The 24,755-nt window shown below is 66.4% G+C and carries 30 protein-coding genes and 1 pseudogene; 19 read left to right on the top strand and 12 right to left on the bottom strand.

The window, feature by feature from the left end; all coding sequences use genetic code 11:
* Window positions 1-68: 68 nt before the first annotated feature.
* From NA12_RS02880 to NA12_RS02865, 4 genes are all read left to right on the top strand, one after another.
* Complete coding sequence (locus NA12_RS02880) at window positions 69-800, top strand: MerR family transcriptional regulator (protein ID WP_067445663.1); 732 nt, start codon at window positions 69-71, stop codon at window positions 798-800.
* A 7-nt stretch (window positions 801-807) separates the two neighbouring features.
* Window positions 808-1,548 (top strand): TetR/AcrR family transcriptional regulator, encoded by a 741-nt coding sequence (locus NA12_RS02875; RefSeq protein WP_067447376.1) that lies wholly within the window; start codon window positions 808-810, stop codon window positions 1,546-1,548.
* Window positions 1,549-1,632: 84 nt separating this feature from the next.
* Window positions 1,633-2,226, top strand: coding sequence for a hypothetical protein (locus NA12_RS02870; protein WP_067445661.1), 594 nt, complete (start codon window positions 1,633-1,635; stop codon window positions 2,224-2,226).
* Window positions 2,227-2,343: 117 nt separating this feature from the next.
* Entirely contained in the window at window positions 2,344-3,342 is a 999-nt protein-coding gene (locus tag NA12_RS02865; protein WP_067445659.1) for an AurF N-oxygenase family protein, read from the top strand.
* A gap of 18 nt (window positions 3,343-3,360) precedes the next feature.
* On the opposite strand, the gene NA12_RS02860 is transcribed toward NA12_RS02865, so the two are convergent.
* A complete protein-coding gene (locus NA12_RS02860; protein ID WP_067445656.1) occupies window positions 3,361-4,083 on the bottom strand; it encodes a TetR/AcrR family transcriptional regulator in 723 nt (240 codons plus the stop codon).
* 38 nt (window positions 4,084-4,121) lie between these two features.
* Entirely contained in the window at window positions 4,122-5,444 is a 1,323-nt protein-coding gene (locus tag NA12_RS02855) for a family 1 glycosylhydrolase (RefSeq protein ID WP_067445654.1), read from the bottom strand.
* Window positions 5,445-5,752: 308 nt separating this feature from the next.
* On the opposite strand from NA12_RS02855, the gene NA12_RS02850 reads away from it, so the two are divergent.
* Window positions 5,753-6,235 carry a nitroreductase family deazaflavin-dependent oxidoreductase gene (locus NA12_RS02850; protein ID WP_067445651.1) on the top strand — a complete coding sequence of 161 codons (483 nt, stop codon included), beginning with the start codon at window positions 5,753-5,755 and terminating at the stop codon, window positions 6,233-6,235.
* A gap of 87 nt (window positions 6,236-6,322) precedes the next feature.
* Here the strand turns inward: NA12_RS02850 and NA12_RS02845 are convergent, their stop codons facing one another.
* Window positions 6,323-6,715, bottom strand: a complete 393-nt coding sequence (locus tag NA12_RS02845) for a DUF302 domain-containing protein (protein WP_067447374.1) — start codon at window positions 6,713-6,715, stop codon at window positions 6,323-6,325.
* A gap of 31 nt (window positions 6,716-6,746) precedes the next feature.
* Window positions 6,747-7,016, bottom strand: coding sequence for a metal-sensitive transcriptional regulator (locus NA12_RS02840; RefSeq protein ID WP_067445649.1), 270 nt, complete (start codon window positions 7,014-7,016; stop codon window positions 6,747-6,749).
* A gap of 254 nt (window positions 7,017-7,270) precedes the next feature.
* Here NA12_RS02840 and NA12_RS02835 point away from each other — a divergent pair, with 254 nt between their 5' ends.
* The 4 genes from NA12_RS02835 to NA12_RS02820 all read left to right on the top strand — a co-directional run bounded on the left by NA12_RS02835 (window position 7,271) and on the right by NA12_RS02820 (window position 9,951).
* Complete coding sequence (locus NA12_RS02835; RefSeq protein ID WP_132369845.1) at window positions 7,271-8,062, top strand: hypothetical protein; 792 nt, start codon at window positions 7,271-7,273, stop codon at window positions 8,060-8,062.
* Between the two features lie 8 nt (window positions 8,063-8,070).
* Window positions 8,071-8,394, top strand: coding sequence for a YcxB family protein (locus NA12_RS02830; protein ID WP_132369844.1), 324 nt, complete (start codon window positions 8,071-8,073; stop codon window positions 8,392-8,394).
* A 366-nt stretch (window positions 8,395-8,760) separates the two neighbouring features.
* Window positions 8,761-9,129, top strand: coding sequence for a hypothetical protein (locus NA12_RS02825; protein WP_157106374.1), 369 nt, complete (start codon window positions 8,761-8,763; stop codon window positions 9,127-9,129).
* Between the two features lie 363 nt (window positions 9,130-9,492).
* Entirely contained in the window at window positions 9,493-9,951 is a 459-nt protein-coding gene (locus tag NA12_RS02820) for a hypothetical protein (RefSeq protein ID WP_067445640.1), read from the top strand.
* 500 nt (window positions 9,952-10,451) lie between these two features.
* Here the strand turns inward: NA12_RS02820 and NA12_RS02815 are convergent, their stop codons facing one another.
* Window positions 10,452-11,654, bottom strand: coding sequence for a site-specific integrase (locus tag NA12_RS02815; RefSeq protein WP_067445638.1), 1,203 nt, complete (start codon window positions 11,652-11,654; stop codon window positions 10,452-10,454).
* 75 nt (window positions 11,655-11,729) lie between these two features.
* Entirely contained in the window at window positions 11,730-11,969 is a 240-nt protein-coding gene (locus NA12_RS33480; RefSeq protein WP_132369842.1) for a hypothetical protein, read from the bottom strand.
* 129 nt (window positions 11,970-12,098) lie between these two features.
* Here NA12_RS33480 and NA12_RS02805 point away from each other — a divergent pair, with 129 nt between their 5' ends.
* A complete protein-coding gene (locus NA12_RS02805) occupies window positions 12,099-12,650 on the top strand; it encodes a hypothetical protein (protein ID WP_067445634.1) in 552 nt (183 codons plus the stop codon).
* 18 nt (window positions 12,651-12,668) lie between these two features.
* Here the strand turns inward: NA12_RS02805 and NA12_RS02800 are convergent, their stop codons facing one another.
* Entirely contained in the window at window positions 12,669-13,367 is a 699-nt protein-coding gene (locus NA12_RS02800; protein ID WP_067445632.1) for a winged helix-turn-helix transcriptional regulator, read from the bottom strand.
* 117 nt (window positions 13,368-13,484) lie between these two features.
* Here NA12_RS02800 and NA12_RS02795 point away from each other — a divergent pair, with 117 nt between their 5' ends.
* Entirely contained in the window at window positions 13,485-14,606 is a 1,122-nt protein-coding gene (locus NA12_RS02795; RefSeq protein ID WP_067445630.1) for an acyl-CoA dehydrogenase family protein, read from the top strand.
* Between the two features lie 36 nt (window positions 14,607-14,642).
* Here NA12_RS02795 and NA12_RS02790 read toward each other — a convergent pair whose 3' ends face one another.
* Window positions 14,643-15,083, bottom strand: coding sequence for a hypothetical protein (locus NA12_RS02790; RefSeq protein WP_067445627.1), 441 nt, complete (start codon window positions 15,081-15,083; stop codon window positions 14,643-14,645).
* A gap of 308 nt (window positions 15,084-15,391) precedes the next feature.
* Here NA12_RS02790 and NA12_RS34935 point away from each other — a divergent pair, with 308 nt between their 5' ends.
* Complete coding sequence (locus NA12_RS34935; RefSeq protein WP_307188333.1) at window positions 15,392-15,844, top strand: hypothetical protein; 453 nt, start codon at window positions 15,392-15,394, stop codon at window positions 15,842-15,844.
* A complete protein-coding gene (locus NA12_RS34930; RefSeq protein WP_307188338.1) occupies window positions 15,799-16,104 on the top strand; it encodes a class I SAM-dependent methyltransferase in 306 nt (101 codons plus the stop codon). The genes NA12_RS34935 and NA12_RS34930 overlap by 46 nt, the downstream gene beginning before the upstream one ends.
* Window positions 16,105-16,132: 28 nt before the next feature.
* On the opposite strand, the gene NA12_RS02780 is transcribed toward NA12_RS34930, so the two are convergent.
* The gene (locus NA12_RS02780) at window positions 16,133-16,612 is read right to left on the bottom strand and encodes a MarR family winged helix-turn-helix transcriptional regulator (protein WP_067445625.1); all 480 of its coding nucleotides are present in this window, start codon (window positions 16,610-16,612) and stop codon (window positions 16,133-16,135) included.
* A 102-nt stretch (window positions 16,613-16,714) separates the two neighbouring features.
* On the opposite strand from NA12_RS02780, the gene NA12_RS02775 reads away from it, so the two are divergent.
* The 4 genes from NA12_RS02775 (at window position 16,715) to NA12_RS02755 (ending at window position 20,125) form a co-directional block, all read left to right on the top strand.
* A complete protein-coding gene (locus tag NA12_RS02775; RefSeq protein ID WP_067445623.1) occupies window positions 16,715-17,797 on the top strand; it encodes an epoxide hydrolase family protein in 1,083 nt (360 codons plus the stop codon).
* A gap of 71 nt (window positions 17,798-17,868) precedes the next feature.
* Window positions 17,869-18,387 (top strand): pyridoxamine 5'-phosphate oxidase family protein, encoded by a 519-nt coding sequence (locus NA12_RS02770; RefSeq protein ID WP_067445621.1) that lies wholly within the window; start codon window positions 17,869-17,871, stop codon window positions 18,385-18,387.
* Between the two features lie 26 nt (window positions 18,388-18,413).
* Window positions 18,414-19,145, top strand: coding sequence for a DUF4097 family beta strand repeat-containing protein (locus tag NA12_RS02765; RefSeq protein ID WP_481354836.1), 732 nt, complete (start codon window positions 18,414-18,416; stop codon window positions 19,143-19,145).
* A gap of 356 nt (window positions 19,146-19,501) precedes the next feature.
* Window positions 19,502-20,125 carry a CatB-related O-acetyltransferase gene (locus NA12_RS02755; RefSeq protein WP_067447372.1) on the top strand — a complete coding sequence of 208 codons (624 nt, stop codon included), beginning with the start codon at window positions 19,502-19,504 and terminating at the stop codon, window positions 20,123-20,125.
* A 135-nt stretch (window positions 20,126-20,260) separates the two neighbouring features.
* On the opposite strand, the gene NA12_RS02750 is transcribed toward NA12_RS02755, so the two are convergent.
* Window positions 20,261-21,052 (bottom strand): ferritin-like domain-containing protein, encoded by a 792-nt coding sequence (locus NA12_RS02750; protein ID WP_243654888.1) that lies wholly within the window; start codon window positions 21,050-21,052, stop codon window positions 20,261-20,263.
* Between the two features lie 622 nt (window positions 21,053-21,674).
* Between NA12_RS02750 and NA12_RS02745 the strand changes: the two genes are divergently transcribed.
* Together NA12_RS02745 and NA12_RS02740 are read left to right on the top strand one after the other, a co-directional pair.
* The gene (locus tag NA12_RS02745) at window positions 21,675-22,646 is read left to right on the top strand and encodes a coiled-coil domain-containing protein (RefSeq protein ID WP_084472308.1); all 972 of its coding nucleotides are present in this window, start codon (window positions 21,675-21,677) and stop codon (window positions 22,644-22,646) included.
* A 10-nt stretch (window positions 22,647-22,656) separates the two neighbouring features.
* Complete coding sequence (locus NA12_RS02740; protein ID WP_067445608.1) at window positions 22,657-22,842, top strand: hypothetical protein; 186 nt, start codon at window positions 22,657-22,659, stop codon at window positions 22,840-22,842.
* A gap of 4 nt (window positions 22,843-22,846) precedes the next feature.
* Here the strand turns inward: NA12_RS02740 and NA12_RS34995 are convergent, their stop codons facing one another.
* Both NA12_RS34995 and NA12_RS34990 read right to left on the bottom strand, forming a co-directional pair.
* Window positions 22,847-23,413, bottom strand: coding sequence for an LGFP repeat-containing protein (locus NA12_RS34995; protein WP_255284067.1), 567 nt, complete (start codon window positions 23,411-23,413; stop codon window positions 22,847-22,849).
* Between the two features lie 492 nt (window positions 23,414-23,905).
* Window positions 23,906-24,559 (bottom strand): annotated as a pseudogene (locus tag NA12_RS34990) (DUF1906 domain-containing protein); the annotation flags it as partial.
* Window positions 24,560-24,755: the final 196 nt, after the last annotated feature.

Raw genomic sequence — 24,755 nt, 5'->3', positions numbered from 1 at the left:
GCGGGTAACGCTAACGGCGACAGTCAGAGCTGTCAACGTAGGCGCCGACCTCAACCTATGCTGGTCGCGTGGACCGATACACCCGAGCGGAACTCGCCGACGTCAGCGGCGTGGCGTCGCGCACCATCCGCTATTACCACTCGCTCGGCGTGCTGCCGAGACCCGGCCGCGCGGGCAAGGAAGTCGTCTACACCGACGAGCACCTGGACCGGTTGCGCGACATCGTCGCCATGCAGGCGCGCGGGCTGCGACTCGATGCCATCCGTGAGGTATTCGACACCGAGCCACAGGCAGGTGACTGGCGCACGCTGTTCGATCCACGCGCGGGACAGGCTATCGAACGCTCGTCCTACCTCGACGATGCCGAACTCGTCGCGATGCTGGGCGAGCGCGGCACCGATGTACTCACCGAACTGGCCTCGGCGGGATACCTGGAACAACGCGGCGCACAGTGGTTCGTCGCGGACCGCACCATGCTCAAGGCCGCACTCGTGCTCTACGACGTCGGTATCGACGTCACGCTCAGCGGGGTCTTGCGAACGCTGATCCAGTCGCGCATCGCCGAGCTCGCCGACGAGGTGGTCGGCACGGTTCGCGACGCGGCCGAAACCGGGTACGGCGGTGAAGGGGTAGGCGTCGATCTGAGCCGCTTCCGCGACCGATTGCTGGCGATGGCCTGGGCGGTCGGCGGCGCGACCTTCGCCGCCGAGGTCGAACGCGCCGCCGCGGAGGACGACACGGCCACCGAAAGCGACACGGCCACCCGCCCGGATCCGGTCCGCGTCGCCGGTGGGCGATGATCAGACGATGAGCTCCGACCATCCGGGCCCGCGTGCGTTGGCCCGCGCCCAGACGATCGCCGACATCAAACGGATCGGCCGTGAGCATCTGGCGACGCAGGGGGCAGCGGCGTTGTCGTTGCGCGCGGTGGCCCGCGATCTGGGCGTGGTGTCCTCGGCGGTGTACCGGTATGTCAGCAGCCGTGACGAGTTGCTGACGATGCTGGTCGTCGACGGCTACAACGCGCTGGGCGACGCGGTCGACGCGGCACTGACCGACGCACCCGACGACCCCGCGACCCGTTTCCGGATCACCGCGCGGGCGGTGCGGGCCTGGGCCGTGGCCGAACCCGCCTGGTACGGACTGCTCTTCGGCACGCCGGTCCCCGGCTACGCCGCACCGGCGGCCGACACCATAGCGCCGGGCGTGCGAGTGATCGCGATTCTGCTCGGCATCATCGACAACGCGTATCGATGCGGCCTGCTCACCGGTCCCGCAATCGACCCCGTGATCTCCGCGCAAACGGCAGCCGACTTCACGACGATCCGCGAGCAGTTCGGTCTGGCCGTTCCCGATTCGGTGATCGCGTCCGCCCTCACCGCGTGGACCACACTGTTCGGCGCCGTGAACTTCGACGTGTTCGACATGTACGGCCGCGACACCTTCGGCAATCGCGCGGAGATCTTCGACCTGATCGTCGATCAGCTAATGCTCCTGCTCGGCTTCGTCGTGCCGCGCTCAGATCATGTGGACCGGTCGGTACGGTAGCAAAACGAAGTGTTCTCGCGGTATGCGGGGAGAGGGAATGCGTGAACGGCGACATCGGCGTCGCCAACGAAGGAGAGTGCCCGAGTGAATTCTCGCGAGGAGATCTTGCGCCGAGTCCGTGACGGGCTGCTCGACCTGCCCGAGGACGAGCGTCGGGTGCCCATGCGTCGATCCGCGGGCAGGCACGCGATCGTGGATCCGACCGAGCGAGCCGAGGTGATCGAGCGGTTCGTCGACCGGTTGCGCGAGCACGGTTCGCTGGTGCGTACTGTCGACATCGCGGGCCTGCCCGCCGCGGTCGCCGACGTCCTGTACGGGATGAGCGTGCAGACCGTGCTCGCCGCTGTCGAGCCGGGTCCGGCGTGGCTGGATCGCTGGGCCAGTGCGCCCGGGCATCGGGTTGTGCACAGCGGCCCGGGGTCTGTCGAGACCGGCGAGGCGGTGGTTCGCGACGCGGTGGCCGGTGACGCATCGACCGGTTCGCTGGCGCTCGATGTCGATGGAGGGCCCGCCGTTTCCGAGTCCGTTCCGCAGATCTGTGTCGTGCGTGCCGATCGTGTCTTCGTATCTCTGCCCGAAGCGCTCGACCATCTCGACCAGCGACGCCCGCTGATCTGGCTCGGCGGCCCCGGCGACGTCGACCTGGCCCGCCAATTGGTAGTGCTGCTGGTCGAGTAGGCGCCAGAAAACGTTACTGCGGCAGGGTTGTGTGGGACTGGCGGTCTCAGTTATTCTCGGAGAGTGGTGTGACGGCGCTAACAGCGCGCGCGCCGGACGTGAACCGAGGAGGCACCGATGACGCTGACCGAATCGAGCCGCGGCGGACCTATCACCGAGGAGTACCGAGAGGCGCTGGCAACCCTGTCACAGGGATCTGTCGATCGTCATTTCGATCCCTACCTCGATATCGACTGGGATTCGCCCGAGCTCGCCCTTGACCCGAACGATGTGCGATGGGTGCTCTCGCCGCGGGTCGACCCACTCGGCGCCACCCAGTGGTATCGCGACCAACCACTCGACCGGCAGATCGCGATCGGCAAGTGGCGTACGGCCAATTCGGTCAAGGTCGGCGCCGCCTTCGAGAGCATCCTGATCCGCGGAATGATGCAATACATCATGAAGCTGCCGAACGGCTCGCCCGAATTCCGGTACTGCCTGCACGAGATGACCGAAGAGTGCAACCACATCCAGATGTTCCAGGAGCTGGTCAACCGCATCGATGTCGATGTGCCCGGGATGCGGCCGCTGTTTCGCGCGCTGTCGCCGCTGATCGGCGTCGCGGGCGGCTACGCCCACACCATTCTGTTCATCGGCATCCTCGGCGGTGAGGAGCCGATCGATCACTACCAGAAGGCGATGATCCGCGAAGGCGCGTCGATGCCGCCGATGGTGCTGCGCACCATGCAGATCCACATCGCCGAGGAAGCGCGCCACATCTCCTTTGCCGGAGACTTCCTCACCGCGCACATCAGCCGGATGGGCAAGTTCAATCGTGGGGTCTGCTCGGTGGCGTTCCCGATCGCGATGCGCTGGCTGGTCGGCGAGATCATGGCGCCACCGCGCTCGTTCGAGCGCGAGTTCGATATTCCGCGCGAGGTCATCGAGCAGGCGTTCTGGAAGTCCGAGCACTCCCAGCAGATCCTGTCGAGTTACTTCGGTGACATGCGCAAACTGGCCAACGACCTCGGTCTGATGAATCCGACCGCCAAGTGGCTGTGGCGCAAGTGCGGTATCGATGGGCCTGTGTCGCGCTACCGCAGCGAGCCCGAACGCAGCGCGCGTCGCGTCGCGTGAGCGGGGTTCGGCAGCGTTTCAGTTGCCGGCGATCAGCTGGGTGATGATCTCGGTGAGTTGCTGGTCGGGGTCGAGGTTCAGGCCGTGGCGACGGGCGACGCCGTCGACCACGTGCCAGGCGTAGGACGCGACTTCCTCGATGAGTTGATCTCTGGTGAGCGCGGGCTCGGGGTCGTTGGCCCAGCGGGTGACGGTGGCCTCGGTCATCGACACGATGGCGAAAGTCATGGTGTCGGCCGAGGCCTCGTCGGTCACGCCGACTACGCCGGCCAGTCCGGTGACCAGAGCTCTGGTCGACGCCGCGAGGGTGGTGATCAGCGCGCTCATCGCGTCGATGTCGGGATCGGCCTCCGACGGACCTGTTCGCAAGAACTCGTGCAATCGGGGGTGATCCTGAATCCAGGTCACGACCCCGCCGATGGTGCGCACCAGGATTTCGTGGATGGAGCCCTCGGCGATATCGAGCGCGTCCTCGATATCGGCGACGAAGCGGTCGGCGATCTCGGTCCTGATCCGGCGATCGAGCTCGTCGCGCCCGGCGAACTGCCGGTAGACCACCGACTTCGCGAGCCCGGCGTGCTCGGCGACCTGGATGATCGGCACCTCGACACCGACGGGCGCCTGTTCGATCAGTTCGACAGCGGCCAGCACGATCCGCTCCCGGCGGCTGTCGTTGTGTGGCTGCCATCGGGCTTGCCTGCCGCTCACGGCGCCGGCGGGGTGTGACGCTGTGCTCGACACCCGCCCGAGTGTAGAGCAACCGTTGATGCTTCAGACCGCTACCGGGGGAGCGACACCGGATCGGTGCAACTGGCGAGTCCGTCGACGAGCGAGCACGCGGCGACGGGGCGCGTCGGCCGGTATCCGGGGGCGACGCCACCGGTCGCGGTGATCGCGCGGTAGGCCTCGACCGCGTCCGTCGGTCTGCGGGTCAGCGTGGGATCGGTGAGCACGTCGACCATGTAGAGGCCGAAACGCGGTGTGTAGGAGCCCCATTCGTAGTTGTCGGTGAGGCTCCAGTAGTTGTAGCCCATCAGCGGGATCCCGTCGGCGACGGCGCGCTGAAGCCAGTAGACGGTATCGCGCAGCGAATCCGCCCGGGTGTAGCCGTCGGCGCGCGGGCGTCCGTTCTCGGTGGGTATGCCGTTCTCGACGATGTAGAGCGGGCGGCCGGGAAACTTCCGTGCGTAGTGGTCGAGGGCGTAGTAGATGCCTTCGGGCTGTAGCGGCATCGTCCACAACTTGTCGAAATCGGGGACCTGCAGTTCGGTGGGGGAGAAGCCGTAGTAGTAGTCGATGCCGATGTAGTCCAGGCGCGCCGAGATGCGGTCGAGCACCGCTCCGCTGACCGCATCCTCGACCGTCGGGATGTAGGCGACATTGCTCGTCACCTGGGCGCCGGGCTGCACGGCGTGGATGTAGTCGTAGATGCTGTTGTGCGCGTGCGTGATTCGTTCGCCCATGGTCAGCACGTCGGCGGCGCCGATTCCGCCGTGGCGCAGTTCGTTCACCAGGTACATCGTCGGTTCGTTGAAGCTCACCCACAGTGGGTCGGCCGCGGCGAACCGGTCGACGACGCGGCGAGCATTGGACAGCCAGTTGGCGACGATCTCCGGATCGCGCCAGCCGCCGCGGTCGGCTGCCCAGCCCGGATACACCCAGTGATCGAGGGTCAACATCGGTCGCATTCCGGCCTCGGTGATCGCCGCGACGACGTCGTCGTAGAACGCGAGCGCCGACTCGTCCCAGATACCGGGTTGCGGTTGTACCCTGGCCCACTCGATGCCGACGCGGTACACGCGCACCCCGAGTGTCGCGGCCAGGGCGATGTCGGAGCGATACCTGGCGTGGAAGTCCACCGCGTTCAGGTAGGGGTCGGCCGTACTCCCCGATTCGGCATAGCGGCGCCAGTTGCTGTCCGGCGCGTCACCTTCGGACTGAAAGCCGGAAGCCGCGACGCCCCACAGGAATTCGGGCCCGAGTGGCGCCAGCTGAGCTGGTGCGGGTGGTCGTGCGAGAGCGGGGGAGGGGCCGGTCATGAGGAGGGCCGAGGCAGCCACAGCGAATGTAGCGACGAGGCGTCGGCCACTGGGGGAGGGCATCGTGCTCCTGGCGGCTAGGGGAGGGTAGCAAGATCAGTGTGCGGTATCGGGGGGATTGCGCGCCGGAATTGGGGCGGAACGGCGTACCTCGAGAAAAATATATCATCTTACGTAGATATGCGCATCTAACTATGTAGTTCCTTCAGGTCCTACAGCCTTCACTCACCACACAACATGTCCTAACCAAACATCGAACTCACCGGCACAGACAGGGGAGGACCTCTGCTCGGCGGCGACGCCGAGTGAGTTGCCTCTCAGGGGACCGTCGTGAGTAGGCGATCCGGACTTGCTCGAGCCAGGATTCGGGGATGGTGTGGAATCCCGTGCCGGACTTCGCGCGCGTTGTCGCGTCTCAACCGTGGGTGATGCGTGGTGCCGGTGTCGTACTGCCGACCGAGCGGCTGCTCCGCAGACTGAGTGGCGGTCGGTGGGGTGTGCTCGACCTAGCCGGTCTCCCGTCGATCGAGATCACGGTGGTCGGACGCAAGTCCGGACAGCCGCGCACCACCTCGCTGCTGTGTGTACCCGACGGCGACGGCTTCTATCTGGTGGGCTCGAACTGGGGTAAGCCGGAGCATCCGGCCTGGTCGGCGAACCTCCGCGCCGCCCGTACGGCGTCGGCCCGCTTCGACGGCAGCTCCGCGTTCCCGGTAGCGGTCACCGAGATCACCGGCGTCGAGCGTAAGCGTGTGTGGGACCGAACCGTGGAGTTCTGGCCGGGATACGAGATGGAATTCCAGCGCTCGGGCGGCCGTGAGTTCCGCATCTTCCGGCTCGACCGGATCGTCTGACCGGATATCCGGGCGTTGCAGGTGCACGGCACCCTTTTCTAACCGATCTGGGCGGACACTCGCGGCGATAGCCGCAAAGTGTCGTGGCTACAGGGCCGCCAGCGCGGCACGCAGCCGAGTGGTGGCCTCGTTCGCGATCGGGTCGAGGCCAGGTTGTCCGGTGGCCTCGACCAGGAGTTCGGGATTCATCGCTTCGATCACGATTGTCTCGGGGTCGGTTCGGTCGCGGCGGACCACGACGTTGCAGGGCAGCAGCAGCCCGATCTGGCGGTCGATGTCGATCGCGCGGTGGGCCAGGGGCGGGTTGCAGGCGCCGAGGATGTGGTAGTCCTCCATCTCGTGGCCGAGTTTGGCTTGCAGCGTCGCGCGCATATCGATCTCGGTGAGGATGCCGAATCCTTGCTCGGCCAGCGCAGTGCGGGTGGCCTCGATCGCGTCCTCGAAGCTGGTGCGCAGGGTGGTCGATAGGGCCAAGTCCATGAGGTGCTCCATTTCCAGATCGTCGGTTCGTTCAGGCCAGGGCGAGGAAGAGTTTCTCGAGTTCGTCGATGCTCAGCGGCGCGGGCCGGCCGTCGGGGGTTTCGGTGAGGCATTCGCGTAGTCCGGTGGCCACGATCTTGAACCCGGCGCGATCGAGGGCTTTGGAGACCGCGGCGAGCTGGGTGACGACGTCTTTGCAGTCGCGGCCGTCCTCGATCATCGCGATGACCCCGGCCAGCTGACCTTGGGCGCGGCGCAGTCTGTTGAGCACCTGAGTGAGTGCGTCGTCGTTGCTGATCATCAGTGGGTTTCCCTTCTCCGGCCTCACTACATCATACCCCTGGGGGTATTCGGCGATCACGGTGTCGTGTGCGTACCGGTCGTTGCACGTGCCCGAAGCAGCGGGGGTAGCCGCGGTATCGGCTGTATTTCGGGCGGACCTCGCCTGAGTGCCGTCTCGCCCGACAGCAGGTGGTGGACCGGTTTCGGCGTTGTCGTAGATTTCTGAGAGCCGAGGCTGGTTCGCAACCTTGGCGCGAAGACTAGGCTCGCCGGGTGGATGGCACAGTTGATAGTGGTTCCGATGATTTCGAAGTGCGGGAGCCCGTAGTTCCCTTACCAGCTGGGCCTGCCGCCGGCTCATCACTGCCTGAGCCCACTGCGGTTTTTCACGCCCAGGATGAGACAGCCGATCTCCTGGCGCGGGCCGCCATGAAATACGCGGTGTTCTCCTTGGCTACCGGAATACAGCTGCTTGTTCTGGCGAGCCTGATATTCGGCATCGTCGGGCTGATGGCAGGGTTCGTGCCCGCCGTGATTGTGGTCTTCCTGGCGTGCGCCGTATATTGGGCCGATTATGGCCGTAGGGTGCGCCGACTCGCTGCGCGGATCGCACGCTACGCGAGCCGTGGCCAGGTCTTGACGTCCCAGTTCGGCCCCGATGCCGTTGATATTGTGCAGGCGAGCGGCCACGCCCGATTCAGCTACGGTTGTATCCGCCGTATCCACGCGGGCTCCGATGTCGTAGTCATCGAGTACGACGGCCTCTGCATCGCCTACCCCCGTGAACTGTTCCCGGACCACACGGTCGCCTACCTTCGCACGATGGTCCGCGGTTGGTTCCGGCGACGCCCGGCCCGCCCGACGACGCGACCGCCCGCCCGGGACCTGCCACCGATCCCACCTCTGGATACGCCGACCGCGGTCTTCGTCGCGGGTCCGGAAACCACACGGAAGCTGGTGAGCGCGTACACCGGACGGCCCGTTCACAATCTCGGGATTCTGCTGGCTGTGATGGGTCCGCTGATCTTGACGACCGTGTGGATTGCGGAGGGGCGCACGCATTGATTCCAGGCGTGACCGGTATTGCCGCCTTCGCGGTTGTCTACCTGGCCTGGGTCTTTGCCCGTATACGAAGCGGGCGAACCGCTGTAGCCCGCTTTGTGGGATCGGGGCAATCCCTGTCCTCTCGTTTCTATGATGGTGGCTTCGAGATTCGTACCGATATCTACCGCGTCGATATCCGATTCGAAGAGATTCAGTCGATTCGTTGCACGGCTGACGCGGTGATTCTTTTCGGCGGCGGCCTGTGGATCTACCCGCGAGAACTGTTCCCGGACTGGGCTATCGACCGTCTTCTCGCTGTCGTCCCTGCCGACGGTCGGTCAGATGGCGGTTGACGGCGAGGACAAATACGCAGCTGGTGACTGGTAGCAGCAGTAGCCCAGCCAGCTAGCACGACTGGCCGGCCTGGGTATCAGCGCGCCGACGAGATCCGGCCGCACTTGATGCGTATCAGCGTGCAGCCGCGCGGGTTTCGTACCTGCTCGGCGGAGGCGGCCACTAGCACGTAGCCGCTGTCGATCTGTCCGCGATGGGGTGGTGTCGACGATCTCAGCTCGAAGGCTGGTGAGGGTACAGCCGGTGCCGAGCGGGGCAGGTCGGTCGTTCGGCCGATACCCGGGCGCGCGCGGTCCCCGTACCGTTCGATGCAGCCTAATTTTCATCTACCACAAGGGGGTTGTGTGGTGACCAGGATTCTCTCGATGACCAGGGCACGTGTGCTCGTTGCCGGATGTATGGCTGCTTTCGCGGTTTCGGTAGCGAGTTCCGGCGTCGCGTCAGCGGGCACTTATAACAATGCGTGGGGTGCGATCGATTCGGACGTGACCACCACCATGAACTGGCCGAACGGTCACCCCGCCTTCACTCTGAATCTGTGGGCGAACCGCAACTGTGGTGGCTCGATCTGCTCGACCACGTACTCGGTGTGGATGTACAACTCGGGCGGGGCGTTGGTCTGGAGTGCGGGAGCGCAGAGCAACCGTTACTACAGCGTCGGTGGCAACGTCACCAGGGTCGTGATCAAGCGGGACTGTGCGTGCGCAGGCCAGAACCACGCCCAGCGCTCCTGAGCGTGACCTGCTCGACCAGCATCACCGACGAGTGATCGTCCACCGATCCGACCACACCAGACCGTCAGACAGAAGTTAGCGGCCGCCCGGGCAACCTCCTGGGTGGCCGCTAATCGTTGTGGGCCACAGATGTCCGGGGCTGCTGCGATCATCCACACGCCAAGGGTCCGCAGAAGTTCGAAGGTAGCGGGAAAACCAGTCTGCTGGCGGCCCGGGTCAAGCAGCTCGAGTCCGAGGGTGAACGAGGTCGATGCAGTGAAGGATGCCAAGGCCAAAGCCCAAGCCGCCGCAGAGCGCGGATGGAAAGTCAAGCACTGCAACACAGAAAAGACGTGGAAGAAGTAAATGACAGAAGGGTCGCGCATGGACGACGACGATGACCGCTCGGTCTGGCAGATCGTGGTCGGCCTGGGGCCAGGAACGACGACGCACGATTCCGTCGACAGCGAAGAAATCCCCCCGATCGCACGAGCTCTCGAGGAGAGTGCTCACCGCGTCCGCGGGGTGAACCGCATTCCCTGCTACACCGAGTACGGTCCATCCATCGAGATCGCGGCATTCGCGCAGAGGGCGTTCGGAGAGAATATCGACCCGTCGACCTTGCCAGTCGAATGCAGCCTGGCCGTCTACGCGACCGATGCCGAGCTAGACGAACTGACGCAAGCGATTGTGGCCGATCTCGGAGTCGACAGGGACGGGTACTCGACTGCGGTTGGAGGGCACGTCAGCCTCGGTCTGCGGCCCATCTCGATTCAGGACCCGAGTAATGGCTTCTACCGGCACCTTGTCGATCAGTACCAGGATCACGTCGCCTCGGACTGACCATGCGGCTACGGCGCAGTACCAACAGTGCGTCCCGCGAGCAGCCGTGTTGGCCCCCGACCCCGACAGTAGTTCGTCCAGGCCGGGGCCTACACGGACGGGGAGGACTCGGATTGACTGCAGGGCGTGCCGGTCTGTCGGCGCCCGGCGAGCACTGACGGAGTTGCAGGCGTTCAAAGCACGCCAGATGCATGACGAAACCGACGGACACGGCAAATGCCGCTACACGGTCGCTCAGATAGCCGAAACGTTCAGCGTCTCCCGCAAAACCATCTACCGCCACCTCGACCGCCCAGCGCCATCCCCGAATTGATGACCTGGACCAGCAACTACGCCATATCCGCCCGATTTTCGGCGGATGCTACTTGGACCCCCAGTGGGCACGGACCGCGCCCGCGCCGAGGCCGAGCTGTCCGCCGCTGATTGCGTCGCCGGTGACGGCGTCTTCCGCTAGCCGGATGGGGAGGGCTAAGCGCCGCGGACCGATCCTGAGCGCGGATTCAGAGGCCGAGTTTGGTGACGGCGTTGTCTTCGAGGGGGTTCGCGGTGCGGATGTAGCCGTGCACGGTGCGGGGGTTGGCCCAGCGGCCCTGGCGCATGATCTCGCGGTCGCTGGCGCCGCCGAGGGCGGCCTGGGTGGCGAAGCCGGCGCGCAGGGAGTGTCCCGAGAACAGGTCGGGGTCGAGGCCGGCGCGGGCCGCGTAGCGCTTGACGAGCTCGGCGACGGCTCGGCCCGACAGTGCGGAGTCGCCGATCGAGCCGTGCCGGTTGATGGTGGGGAACAGTGGCCGGTCCGAGTCGGTGCTGAGCCGGGTTCCGGTGAAGCCGTGGCAGCGGTGGATCGTGGGGTCGGTGGCGAGGTTGTCGGTTGTCCAGGATCGGGTGCCGGTGTCGCCGGTGTCGGCGCGGATTTCCAGGAGCCGGACCCAGTCGGCGAACGCGCAGATCGGGCAGGTGCGTGGGTGTTTGCCACGGGGCAGGGCGATGCGCTGTTCGGCGACACCGGTCGGGTCGGTTTTCGTGGTCGGTAGGTGGACGACGAGCAGTGGTTCGCCGGTGGTGTGGTCGGTGCGCGCGTGCACGTCGCCGATGCGCAGGCCCGCGAGTTCGCTGCGGCGCAGTGCGCCGGCGAAGCCGACCAGCAGTGCCAGCCTGTCGCGGCGGCGTGCGGGTTCGGTGGGCCAGCCGGGTTCGGGGAGTTCGGCGAGCAGCTGGTCGAGGGTGTGCAGCAGGACCGGTCGTTTGCGGGTCGGCGGGGTGCGTCGAGTGCGGCGGATGCCACGCAGGGTGAGCCGGACGACGTCGGAGCGGGTCGGGGAGGGAAGTCCGTTGGCGGCGTGGACCGCGGCGATGGCGGCGGACTTGCGGTCCAGGGTGGCGGGGCTGAATGCCCATGTGCCGTTTCCTCGTCGGGCGTCGGCGGAGGCGGCGATGTAGACGGCTACGTCGAGTGGATCGGCGGGCAGTGCCTGTCGGTGTTCGGCCGCGCACCAGCCTGCCCAGGCGATCCAGTCGGTGCGGTAGGCGCGCAGGGTGTTCGCCGATTGGGACGCTTCGAGGTAGCGGCGCAGCGCGCCTGCCTGGGTGTCGTCGAAGCGTTCGCGGACCAGGCGCAGGGCGGCGGTGTCGACGAGGACGCTGCGCACTCCGCGCCGCAGTTCGGTGCGGACTTGCTCGGGAAGCACCACCGCTGCGTCGCTCAAGCTCGCATCTCCTCGGGTGAATCGCCGCTGTCGCCGATGGTTACCGGCGTCGCAGCTTATGCCATCGGCGCGCTGTCAGGGCATCTCTTCGAGTTCGGCGAGCTGGGTGTGGATGTAGGCGGCGAGGCGGTGTCGGGCCGCGCCGGTGAGGAAGCTGGTGTCGCCGAGGCGCGGGAAGTTGTCGTCGACCTCCGCGGCTGGTGCCGGAGGGGCGCCCGCGGCTTCGCTGACGAGTTCGAGGCGCGCTGGATGATGTTGGGGCAGTGAAGCATTCGGCTCGTACGGCTGTGAGGTTACTGCTCCGGTACGCACCATGGTCGAATCCTAACGTTTTGATTACGGCGGCTGCCAACATGACGTGACAAGTAGTGATGACCGACACGTTTTGTTCCATATTGTTCATGACGCCCGGTCGGAGCGTGTTCGACTCGACATCATGGAGTGATGCAGGTGGACATCGCCGACACGGAGATTCGTTTCGTCGACTACCCTTTCGCGGGCGCGTTGGTGTACCCCGACGGGGTGATCGAGGTATCGGCGATCACCGAAGCCGATCCGGGCGCGATACCCCCACACCTGCGTACCGTCACCGGTGAAATGCTGTTCGTGCACGCCGAGCATCGACCCGCGCTCGACGATTTCTGCCGACGCAACACGATCGCGGTGCGACGGCGCCTCGATGTCTGGGCTGATCTGCTCGAACCGTTTCTCGACACCTGGTTCGATGACGAGGACCAGCGGGCGACCGAAGCGCGGTTGCTCGGGGTGGGACTCGCCGCGCAGGAGATCGTCGAGATCCGTGGTCGCGTCGAACGGGCGATGATGTCCTACAACTTCGACAGCATGCTGTGGGAGTGGGTGCATTTGAACCTCTACGACCTGTTGTCCGCGGCGAACGGCGTTCTCACGCGACCTGAAGCGCGAGCGACGCTGGGAGATCCGGTAGCGTTGTACCGCTGGGCGATGGAAATCGCCGGGCGGGCTGTATCGAGCTGAGCGGCAGTACTTTTCGTCTCACGACGCGCGGGTCCGTTGTTCCGGGTGGGCCGTGGTCGCGACGTAGCCGGCCACCGGACTCAGCCGTAACACGGCGGGCATGCGGCGGGTCAGCGCGGCCGGGCCGGTGAAGGTGATCCGTCCCGTGCGTTGCGCGTGTGTGAGCGGCATGCGCCCCAACCACACCTCGTAGAGTCCGGCGACATCCGCGCTGATCGTGACGTCGACGGGGTAGCCGGGATCGGTCTCGCACACCGACGGCACCGCGCTTTCGATCACGATCCAGAAGCGGCGAACGTCGTCGGTGAACCGGACGTGCAGCACCTGCCGTCTGCCGGGCAGCATCGAGGTGTCGACGCGGGTGTGCATCCACCACACGAGCAGGGCGGCGTCGAGTTCTTCCTCCTGTGGTGCGCCGAAGGTCCAGCGCGCGCCCCATTCGCCGAGGCCGAACAGGATGGGTTCGAGTTGGCTGCCCGCTTCGGTGAGCAGGTGATCGGCGCCGATTTTGTCGATGAGTCCGGCGCGTTCGAACTGACGCAGCCGTTTGGCGAGCAGGCTGCGCGACAGGCCCGGTAGGCCGCGCGCGAGGTCGTTGAAGCGGGTGGTGCCGAGGAACAGGTCGCGCAGGATGAGCAACGACCACCGCTCGCCGAGCACGTCGAGAGCGCGGGAGATGGGGCAGTACTGGCCGTAGCCTGCGGTCGTGATCGTCATGGGCACCTCGGTGGTCGGCGTTTGCTCCTGCGTCGTATCGACGGGGTCCGCTTTCTGGACCGGGAGAGTCCACTTTCTGGACTATCTGGTTATCGCGGCGCTTCCTACCTTCGAAACATGACTTCCACAATTTCTGACACCACGTCCAGCACCGACCGGGTTTCGGTGGCCCGCGAGATCGGTGAAACCTTGCGACTCGAGGTCGCTGAGCGCGACCGCACCGGCGAGATCTCGGTCGCCGCGTTCGATCGATTGCGGGCGAGCGGTCTGTCCGCGGCGCTCGTGCCGGTCGAGTTCGGCGGTGGGGGCGCCTCTCATCGGGAGATGGGGGAGATTCTGCGCGAACTCGGCAGGCATGATCCGTCGACGGCGGTCGCGTTCGCGATGCACTCGCACCTGGTAGCCGCGCAGGTGTGGCGGCACAACCACGGGGTGGATGCTTCGGCGGTGTTCGCGAAGGTGGCCGGTGGGGCGATTCTGGTCAGTACCGGCGCCTCGGATTGGGTCGATTCCAACGGGCAGGCCGTGCGCGTGGATGGTGGGTGTCGGGTGAGCGCGCGCAAGGCGCCCGCGAGTGGATGCGAGGTGGGCGACGTGCTCGTCACCAGTGTTCGCTGTGACGGGGAGGTGCTGCATTTCGCGATACCGTTGGCCGCCGCGGGGGTGAGCATCGACAAGACCTGGGATTCGTTCGGTCTGCGGGCGAGCGGTTCGCATACGGTCGTGCTCGACGAGGTGTTCGTACCGGATGCCGCGATCTCGATGACCCGCCCGGCCGGTCCGTGGCCGCCGGTGCTGAATGTGGTGATCGGCGCGGCTCTTCCCCTGGTTCTGGCCGCCTACCTCGGGGTCGCCGACGCCGCTGTCGAGCTCACCGCGAGTCTGCTGGAGGGTCGGTCCGACGCCCACACGGTGCAGTCGGCGGGCGAGATGCTCAACGCCTACACCACCGCCGAGGACCTCATCGATGCCATGTTCATCGCGTCGGAGAACCTGAACTTCCCCAACACCGATACCTACGCCGCCCGTGCGCTGTGCCGCAAGACTGTCGCGGCCGACGCGCTCATCACCACCGTCCGGCTGGCCATCGAGGCCACCGGCGGCGCGGGCTATTCCCGCGCCTGCGACCTCGAACGGCTCTACCGCGATATCCACGGCTGCCAGTTCCACCCGTTGCCGCGCGCCAAGCAGACTCGTTTCAGTGGGCGAGTTCTGTTGGGGCACAGCCCAGTCGGCTGATACACGCGGGGTCATCCGCACCGGATGACCCCTTGGCTACCCGTACAGGTGAGCGGTGACGGTCGGGTCGTTGGCCAGGACGAAGTCGACGACATCCCAGAATTCTGGTAGGCGCGGGTGGGCCAGGCCGTCCCTTCGCGAGAGCACCGTCCCGTGTACATCATCGGCGGATCCGTCCAGGCATGCTTGGACCAGGGTCGCCGCGGGGGACGGGTTGCTCTGTACCGGGCCGACGCGGCAACCGAAAGTTACGTGATCGTCATCGGATTCGGAGTCCCAGGTCCCCAGGATGACGTCGATCCAGGTGTCGTGGGCTTGGTCGGTGTGGTGGTAGCTGTTGGCGAAGTACGCCGCGTAGGCGATTCCGTCGCGGGTGATCATGTTCCAGGTGCGCTCGATCGGCTCGGCGCAGCAGGGGCATTCGTACCGGGCGAACTGCCGTTCATCCAGGTCAGCCGCGAGTTCGGTCGGGCTCACTTCGGGCCGCCGATCATCACGACCAGGTGCCGGACCAGCATTCGGATCTCGAGCGTGCCGGCGAATTCCGTCGCCTGGGTTCTCCATCGATCTTGATTCACCGCCACATGATCCGTCAGAGCGCGGAAATCTCCTACTCGAGCGAACTCTCGCGTGGTTCAATCTTCCGGTGATGATGTTCGCGCAACTGTGGTGGCCGCTGACCTAGCGGCTGACCGAGTTGTGCTCGGCCGCCTCCAGGGCGGCCAGATCTGTCGTGACGACATCTGTTCCGGCCTGACGGGCGGTCCCGGAATGGAAGGACGACCATGATCGACAACGACACCTCGCCGGGGACCGGTGGCTTCGGCGAGATTCTCGTCAGCTCGCGCTCGCTGCGCGAGTACCAGGCGATGTTCGCGCTCACCGACCACGATCTCGAGCGCCGGATTCTGGACTGCCCCGGTGGTGCGGCCGGATTCGCCGCCGAGGTCAGCCGCCGCGGCGGTGATGTCACCGCCTGCGACATAGCCTATTTCGACAGTGGTATCGACCGGGTCGCCGCGACGGCGGTCGCGGAGGCCGATCGTGGCAACCGCTATGTGCGCGAGCACGCCGACGCTTACCGCTGGACTTTCTTCGCCGACCCGGGGAACACCATCGCGCCCGTCGCGAGTCGGCCGAGCACTTCGCCACCGACACTCGAGCATTCCCGCACCGCTACGTCCCAGGCAGGCTGCCCGCACTGCCGTTCGCCGACAACACCTTCGATTTGGTCCTGAGCTCCCACCTGCTGTTCAGCTACGCCGACGACCTCGATTACGCCTTCCACCGCGAATCGATCATCGAATTGGCGCGTGTCGCTACCTCCGAGATTCGGCTGTTTCCCTTGATGCCGATCGGCTCCTCGCAGCGGTATCCGCAACTCGAGATGTTGCTCGCCGATCTGTCGGTGTCGGGCATCGAGGGCCGGATTGTGCGGGTGGAGTACGAGTTCCAGGTGGGCGCGAACGAGATGCTGGTGTGCGAGCTGGCGGTGTGATGGCATCCGATCGCCTCGCGCCGACCGCCTAGGTTCGGGGTGCCCGCTCGTCGTCGATGCCGGTTCGCCGGTTGTGATGGTTCAGCAGGGTCGACAGCAGGTGCGTCAGCTGGTCTCGCTCGGTGGGGGAGAGCGGTTCGAGGAGTTCTTCTTGGCTGTGGGCGAGTTGCTTTTCCAGGCGACGGAGTTGGCGTTTGCCCGGGGCGGTGAGGGTGATGACGTTGCGACGGCGGTCGGTGGGGTCGGGGGTGCGCTCGACGAGGTCATGGTCGGCGAGTTCGTTGATGGTGGCGACCATGTCGCTGACGTGGATTCCGCTGCGCCGGCCGAGGGTGGCTTGGCTGGCGGGGCCGAACTCGTCGAGGGCGGCCAGGAGCCGGTAATGATAGCCACGGGCGTCGACGGCGGCGAAACCCTCGCTGACCAGGCGGTGGGCGTGGTTCGCGGTGTGGGTGAGCAGCCAGGTGGGCAGGGTTTCCCAGCTGGTCGGTCGGTGTGGGCGCTCCATGTGACAACTCTAACAAATCGTTTGCGCCACCAACGATTGCGATATCGTTGGTGGCACAAACATTAGTTGCCCGAACATTGGGCCGACAAAGGAGTTGAGACCATGATCGAGCCGTTCCGCGTCGACATCCCCCAGGCCGATATCGACGACCTCAACGACCGCCTCGCCCGGACCCGCTGGCCCAACGAGCTCGCCGACGCCGGCTGGGACTACGGTTTCCCGCTGGCGCGGCTCAAAGAACTCGCCGAATACTGGCGCACCGGTTACGACTGGCGAGCGCACGAGGCGAACCTCAACGAGCTCGCGCACTTCACCACCGAAATCGACAGCCAGAGAATCCATTTCGTCCATGTCCGCTCGCCGAAGCCTGACGCGCTCGCCCTGATCCTCACCCACGGCTGGCCCGGCTCCTTCCTCGAATTCCTCGACGTGATCGAACCGCTGTCGCGCGACTTCCATCTGGTGATCCCGTCGATCCCGGGCTACGGCTTCTCCGGACCGACCAGCGAGCGCGGCTGGGATATCACGCGGGTAGCGCGCGCCTGGGCCGAATTGATGCGGCGCCTGGGCTATGAGCGCTACGGCGCCCAAGGTGGCGACTTCGGCTCGGGCATCTCCCAGGCGCTCGGGGCGGTGGCACCGGACAACGTTGTCGGCGTTCACGTCAACTACCTGCCGACGCGGCCGAACCCGGATATCGAACTCTCCGAAGCCGATGAGGCGCGCCTCGGCAAGGTCAAGCAGCTGATGGCGAATCGGCCGCCCTACCAGGCACTGCAGGCCACCACCCCACAGACCATCGGCTACGCGCTCACCGATTCGCCCGTCGGCCAACTGGCCTGGATCGCCGAACGGTTCGCGCACTGGACCGACCCACGCTCGCCGATCAGCGACGACCGGATGCTCACCGACGTCTCCCTGTACTGGCTCACCGCCACCGCGGCGTCCTCGGCCCGTCTGCATCGCGAGTCCGCCAGGGGCGCCGAGCCGTGCCCGGTACCCCTCGGCGTCGCAGTCTTCGCCCACGACATCACCCAGTCGGTGCGCCCGCTGGCCGAACAGCTCTACGACATCAGGCACTGGTCGGAGTTCGACCGCGGCGGTCACTTCGCCGCGATGGAGGTGCCCGACCTGCTCGCCGCCGACATTCGGGAGTTCTTCCTGAACAGCCTAGAGAAAAGCTGACACAAGGTGTCAAGGTTTCGGACGAGGATGGGAACCACTGATCGACACCCCACGACAGACAGGGCACTTCCTTGCGGGAAACTCCGGAAGACCTCGCAGAGCTTCAGGCACTCCTCGACGCCTCGCTCACCGGTTCGACAGCGCACCTGCGCTCGATCATCGACGCCGAGAACACGCTGACGGCAGAGCAGCTGACCCAGACCCTCACCGGGATGTGCACCCTGGCGCTGTCGACGGTGACGGCGAATGGCGAACCGCGGATCAGCGGGGCGGACGGGCATTTCCTGCGCGGCCGATGGCACTTCGGCACGGCGCGCGCTGCCGCGAAGGCCCGCCACCTCGCGGTCAGGCCTGCCGCCAGCGTCGCGCACCTGCGCGGCGAGGACCTGGGCGTGTTCACGCACGGCACAGTCGAGATTCTCAACCCGTTGGACGGCGAGCCCGCCGCCGATTGGCCGGAGCTACTCGCGTACTTCCAGGACTTCTACGGCGGCGGCGCCTTCGACTGGGACAACGACGTCGTCTACTACCGCCTGCGTCCGCACTGGATGACCGTCTACGCGCCCGATATCGCCAGGCTCGCGCCCTGATCTGTCGCGTCGGGGAAAACCCACGGTTGCGCTATACGTATACATGTACTTATAGTGATGGCACACGATGTACGTATACATCTACGTACACGACCCGCAACCAAGGAGCGCAGATGCCTACTTTCCAGACACCGCAGCCGATCACCGTCGCCGTCAACGTGCCCAGCGGCGAAGTGGCCGTGGTCGCCTCCGACCGAACCGACACCGTAGTTGTGGTCCTACCGGCCGATACCTCCAGCAAGGCCGACGTTCGTGCCGCCGAACAGATTCGCGCCGAGTTCACCGATGGCAAGCTGACGGTCGAGGCTCCGAAGAAGTGGAAGTCCTTCACCCCGTTCGGTGGCAACCCGTCGGTCTCGGTGACCGTCGAGGTGCCGATCGGTTCCGCTCTCGACGCGACCCTCGCGATGGGACGGCTGAGGATCGCGGGCGAATTCAGCGGGTGCGACCTGGAGGTCAGCGCCGGTGACATCGTCATCGAGCGCCCGGGTGGCTCGGTGACCGCGAAGACCGCCAAGGGCGACATCCGTGTCGACGACGCGGTGCGCGGGGTGCTGCGACTGGACACCTCGATGGGCGATCTCGAGGTGGGGATCCGGCCGGGCAGCGCGGCACGGCTGGAAGCCAACGCGCTGCGCGGCAGTGTGCTGAACCGGCTGGAACCGATCGAGGGGTCGCCCGAGGGCGGCGCGACCGTCCAGGTTGTCGCACGGAACCTGTACGGCAACGTCACCATCGGCCACGCAACCCTCGTTTAGCGCCCGGCGAACAGCGAGGTGGTGCGCCCGAGGCCATGCGCGCACCACCTCGTCCACCGCGACAAGGATCGCCTGGCGGGTGAACACGCGTGCGGCTGCGGCAAGGGTAGCGTCGGCAGCCGCGCGGTGTGCGTGCGAAGCGGGACCGGATAGTGATAGACCGGGGCGGCAACGATCAACGGGGCGCGTGCGGCGACGCGGGCGAGCAGTTCGCCGCGCTCGACGATGATCCCGACGTCCGCCGCCACCCGATCCGACATCGGCCGCGATGCCCGCGTACGCCCCTGCGAAGAAGGAGTTCCGCTGTGTCGCACGATCGCTCGCCTGTTCCCGCCGACCCCACGGTGTTGCATCCGATGCCCGGCCAACCGCGCGTGGTGCTGTTGGCACCGCTGGTCACCTCGCCGCTCATCGAGGTCGGTGACTACTCCTACTACGACGATCCCGACGCCGCGACCGCCTTCGAAACCCGCAATGTCCTCTACCACTACGGTCCCGAGAAACTGATCATCGGGAAGTTCTGTGCGCTGGGCACCGGTACGCGGTTCATCATGAACGGGGCCAACCACCGGATGGACGGACCCTCGACCTTCCCGTTCCCCACCATGGGCGGCTCCTGGTCGGACCACTTCGACCTGCTCGTCGGCTTGCCCGGCCGGGGCGACACCGTCGTGGGCAACGACGTCTGGTTCGGCAACGGCGTGACAGTGATGCCCGGCGTGCGGATCGGACACGGCGCCATCATCAGCACCGGTTCCGTCGTCACCGGCGATGTCGCCGACTACGGCATCGTCGGCGGGAATCCGGCCCGCCTCATCCGAACCCGCTTCGACGACCGCGACATCGCCCGCCTGCTGGCCGTCGCGTGGTGGGACTGGCCCGCCGAGCGCATCACCGCGCACATCCCGGCGATCATGTCCGGCACCATCGACGACCTCGAAGCCGCCGCCGAATCCTCGAAGCCGTTCGACACCGCCTAGAACTTCCGGCAGGCCCTGAACTAACTGGTCACAGCCGCGGAGGGTGACTCGGTGCGGTGTTCGGCCGCGCGCCGACACCCTCCGAAAGCGGGCCGATGCGCGCGGCCGATCCCGTCGAGAACACGGCGGGCGGAATCAGGTCCAGACGTAGCGTTGTGGATCCATGCGTTGCCACGCGCGGTTCATTTTGGCGTAGGCGGCCCGGCGGTAGTGCGTCCAGCTGTAGCCGCCGGAGCGCAGCGCGCGATGGTGGCCGACCCACACCAGGAGCATGACCGCGAGGAACAGAACACGGTGGGCGAGCATGGTGGCGCGGTAGCGGGTACGGGATCGGTGCCGGAAAAGGACCGCGAGCCGCTCGCATTGCAACTGCACATGCGGCACCTCGTCGGCGAGGATCTGGGCGCAGACCGCGCGCAGGACCGGTGATCCGGTAGCCCGACGGATCGCGTTGTAATAGATCATCGCCAGGACTTCGACCATGACGACCGGGGTGGTCCAGACCTCGATGTCGGTGATGCTGTACCGAAGCCTGCGAAAGAGCGTATCGCCCCAATCAGCCTGTCGCCGTGGGATTCCCGCGTCATCCAGGATGCGACCCAGCAGCGCGCCATGGCGTTGCTCCTCACGGATGAACAGGTCGATGACTTCGCGATACGCGGGATCGCCGGTGGCCGCGGCGAATCGGTCGGCCGACGCCGCCAGGTGTCGGCCATCCGATGTTTCGCCGAGCTGCCACGCCTGCAGTGACCGGCGCAGGGGTGCCAGCTCGGCCGGTGATGCCGCGACCCCGCTCGATTGCCACGGAATCTTGCGCTGTCGCCGCGCGTTCAGCCGGAAATAGGCCAGCCATTCCTCGGTGGACCGCACGCGCCGCTCACCCGCCCGTTGCCCGATCGCCGGTGTCGCGCTCGTGGATTCCCGCACAGTTTCCCCCTCTGTTCCGCTCCAGTCGTACCCGAAGCGGAGGTCGGCCGCCAGAGGAATCGGCGACGAAACCGAGCCGAGTCGCGCGAAGGGCGAGTTGGCCGGTGATGTAGTCCGGGCAGCCGAACTGCGCAAGATCAGGCGAATTCGAGCGTGGTGCCGACGGTGGTGCAGCGACTGCCCGGAAACGGTACGTCCGTGCAGGGGTGCACAGTTTTCACCCAGTTTCGTAGCTATTTCGTTTCGTAGAGTGCGACCAAACGGAAACGTAAATCATCCGCGTTCACTCGAAACTATCTTCTGGCCTGACCTCCGATAATGTTCACTTATCGGGGGTCAGACCACGGCCGGACGAATTCGGCTCCCGAAGGGGCGACACGCATTTCGTTTCGTGCATTACGTGTGATTGTGACGAAACAAACGCTACGATTCTCCGGTGTCGAGCGTATGCAACTATCCGGGCTGTGCCCGTCCGATCACCCGCGCCGGTGGGCCGGGTCGCCCCTCCGAATACTGCGATCATCCCGATCACACGCGATGGCGGGCGTGGCGGGAAAGGCAACGGCAGCAACAGGAGTCCGACGGTGCCACTGCGGCCGTCACTGTGACGACTCAAGGGCCGGTGACAGTGGCGCGGTTGCGGGCCGACGAGCTGCTCGGGCAGTTCCGTGGGCTGGCCGAGCAATTGGGGACCACGTTGAACGCGGCGGTCGCCGAGCTGCAGACTATCGGCGATCCGTCGGTGGCCGAAGCGCAGGTCCAGGCGGTCCAAGCCGACGCTGCCCGACGGATCGCCGAGGCGGAGATGGCGACAGTGGCAGCCGAACAATCGCGGCGCGAGGCCGAAGAGGCTCGCGCGCTGGCGGAATCGGTGGCCGAAGAGGCGGTGGCGGCCGCGGAACAGGCTGAGCAGGCAGTCGGGGAAGCGCTCGCGGCCAGGGACGAAGTCGTGGCCTCGGTCGACGCGCTCACCCGCCAGGCTTCCGACGATGTGTTCGCGGCCCGCAGCGATGCCGAGGCACAGGTGCGGGCCGCCCGACAACACGCGGCCGACGAGATCGACTCGGCGAAACAAGAAGCCGACGACATTGTGGCCCGTGCCCAGCAGCGCGCCGACTCCGAGATCACCCATCACCGCCGCGATGCCGAGGCCAGGATCGCGGCCGCGACCGCCGAACGCGACCTCGCGATCCAGCGCGCCGCCGACGCCGACCGTGCCACCGAACGCGCCGAGCAAGCCACCGCCGAACGAGTGGAGGCCGCCGCCGAAGCCCGCGAGGAGTGGCGACGGGCCCGCACCGACCTGGACACCGCGCGCGGCGAACTCGATCGCACCCGCACCGAACTCACCGAGCTGCGCCGCACCACCGCCACCGAAACCCAGCAGCGTCGCGACGAAGCGGCGGCCGCACTCGCACAATTGCGCACCGAAGCCGAGCAGCGGTGGGCCGCACTCGACGACGCCCGCAAGCAAACGCTGGCCCGTGCCCAACGCGCGGAGGCGCAGCTCGACGAACTCCTCGCCACCGCCCGCACCCCGGCTGCCGCGACCACGAGTGGGGTATCGGCGACGGTGCGCGGCGACCTGGACTAGCGTCACGCACATGACCGAGCAGCCCGGCCCTCTCGAATCCACGCGTGAGTTCGCCGCCATCGACATCGACGCCATGCTGAACGCCGACGAAACCTACACCGGACCCACCTCACGGACGCGACTGATCGCGATCTGCGTGGTGGTGGCGCTGCTACTGAGCGCCGGCGCCACCACCCTCGCGATCCTGCTGGCCTGACCGCTCAGGCGGGCCGGGACAGCGGGGTGTCGGGCTCGCCGGAATTACGCAGTGCGACGATCTGTTCGGGCACCCAGTAGATCCGGCCGAACTCGAACGACTGATAGACCCCGTCATCGTGGGCGGTCTCATCGGAAGCGGGCCAGCCGAGCTCGCCGTTCTCGTGACCGGCCGCCGCCCATCGCGCGCCGATCGCGCCGTGCACCCAGTACGCGGGTTGCGCGGCGCGCCGGTAGACGGCGCCACCCTGAAACGTTTGCGCCAGCCCGGGACCCGAACCTTGCGGATCGGGCAGTTCGGTGTGCTCGGCGGTCGGATATCCCAGGGGGCCTGTCTCCCATTCCAACTCCGCGTACTTGTCCATGATCGCGGTCGGGACGGCGTGGGCATCGGTACTCGGATGCCAATACACATGGCCGTGCTCGAACTCGGCGAACCGTCCCACCCCGTCCGGTGTGCTGAGTTCGCCGGTGGTGCGGCGTGCGCCCAGCCAGGGGGATGCGGCGGCGCGCAGATCGATCGCGGTCGGTTCGGTCGCGCCGACGAACGAGGCGACGTGGGCGGCGAACACATCCCACGGGAAGTTCGGGCCCACATCGGTATGCGAGCCGATGCCGAGTGCTCTCGTGACGTAACGATGGTCGGAGATCCCGTCGCCGACGTGGTAATCCGGCTCGATCACCTCGGTCGAGTACCCGTGCCGCTGCGCGCTGCGCACAGCCAGATACGCCGCGATCCGCAGATCACCGTCGATGGCCAGCCACTGCGCGCGCGACCAGGCGATGCGGCTGCCCGCGAAGCACAGATTCACCGTGAAAGGATTCGCCGAGAGCACCGACCAGGACGCGAGTTCCTCCGGTACCACCCGCACCACCACCGCGTCGCGCAGCGTGTAGTGGTAGGACACACCGTTGGCGGGGTTGTTCAGGTAGGCGGCAAGGGATTCGGCGGTCCCGTTACCTTCCTGGGTGTGCAACAGGAAATTGGTGATGCGGGCGCCTTCGCGCGAGGAATGCGAGGGTCCGAGCCGGTCGATCTCGGTGAACGGCGGCACCGATACCGACCGATCGAGCGCCCACTGACCGAAGTCGGGAGCGAGGATGTCGTTGACGTCGACGCGGGTGCTGTCGATGATCGGTCCGGGGTTGCTCGGGGTGTCGATCACGCGTTGGTAGAGCACCGCGCGTGGTTCGCGTTCGGTTCCCGACCAGGCCCGGGTCTGCCACGCCCAGCTGAATTGTCCTCGCGCGCCGACCACTGCGTCCTCGATCGCCCACGCGCATACCCGCGCGTGCCCGTAGATCCCGGTCCAGGCGCTGCCCAGCACCGAGTTCACGCCACGGAAGAACTCCACGGCCGTGCTGTTCCACTGCGACAGCGAGATATCCTCGTCGACGGCGAAGAAGATCGGTGCGTGTCGAGGCGCGCCCACGCTCAGGTGGGTGGCCAACGCCTGTTCGGCCATCCGGCGTCCGCCGTCGTAGCCGGTCGTCCAGTCCGAGGGGGTCGCGTCGCCGGGCTTGCCGTATTGCCAGATGGAGACGATGTCGAGCCCGGCGGCGGTGAGCGCGCGAGCGTAGTCGGCGGTGATCGGTTTGGCGCCGAAGTTCGCGCCCGGCCTACTCGGCGAGATGTAGGCGAGTACCGCCGAATGGCCGGCCGCGACGATCGCGCGCGGTTCGATGAGCCTGGCGGCGAAATCCACAGCTGTAGACATGATTGACCCCCTGTGTGACTGCGTACCCGATGGAATTCCCGAGATGGTGGAACTATCGCGATGATTTACGCTGGTACCCGAGGAGCGGTACCGGGGCGAGAAACTCGCCCTGCATCATTCTAGACGAAACGCTTACTCCCGCATCGTCGTTCACCGACGAACAGGGTAGTACCCGAATTCGGGACCAGTCTCACTC

The sequence above is a fragment of the Nocardia alba NBRC 108234 genome (genome assembly GCF_001612665.1).
Taxonomy (GTDB): domain Bacteria; phylum Actinomycetota; class Actinomycetes; order Mycobacteriales; family Mycobacteriaceae; genus Nocardia; species Nocardia alba.
Note: the sequence above shows the minus strand (reverse complement) of the source record. Positions and strands in the feature narration are given on the sequence as shown.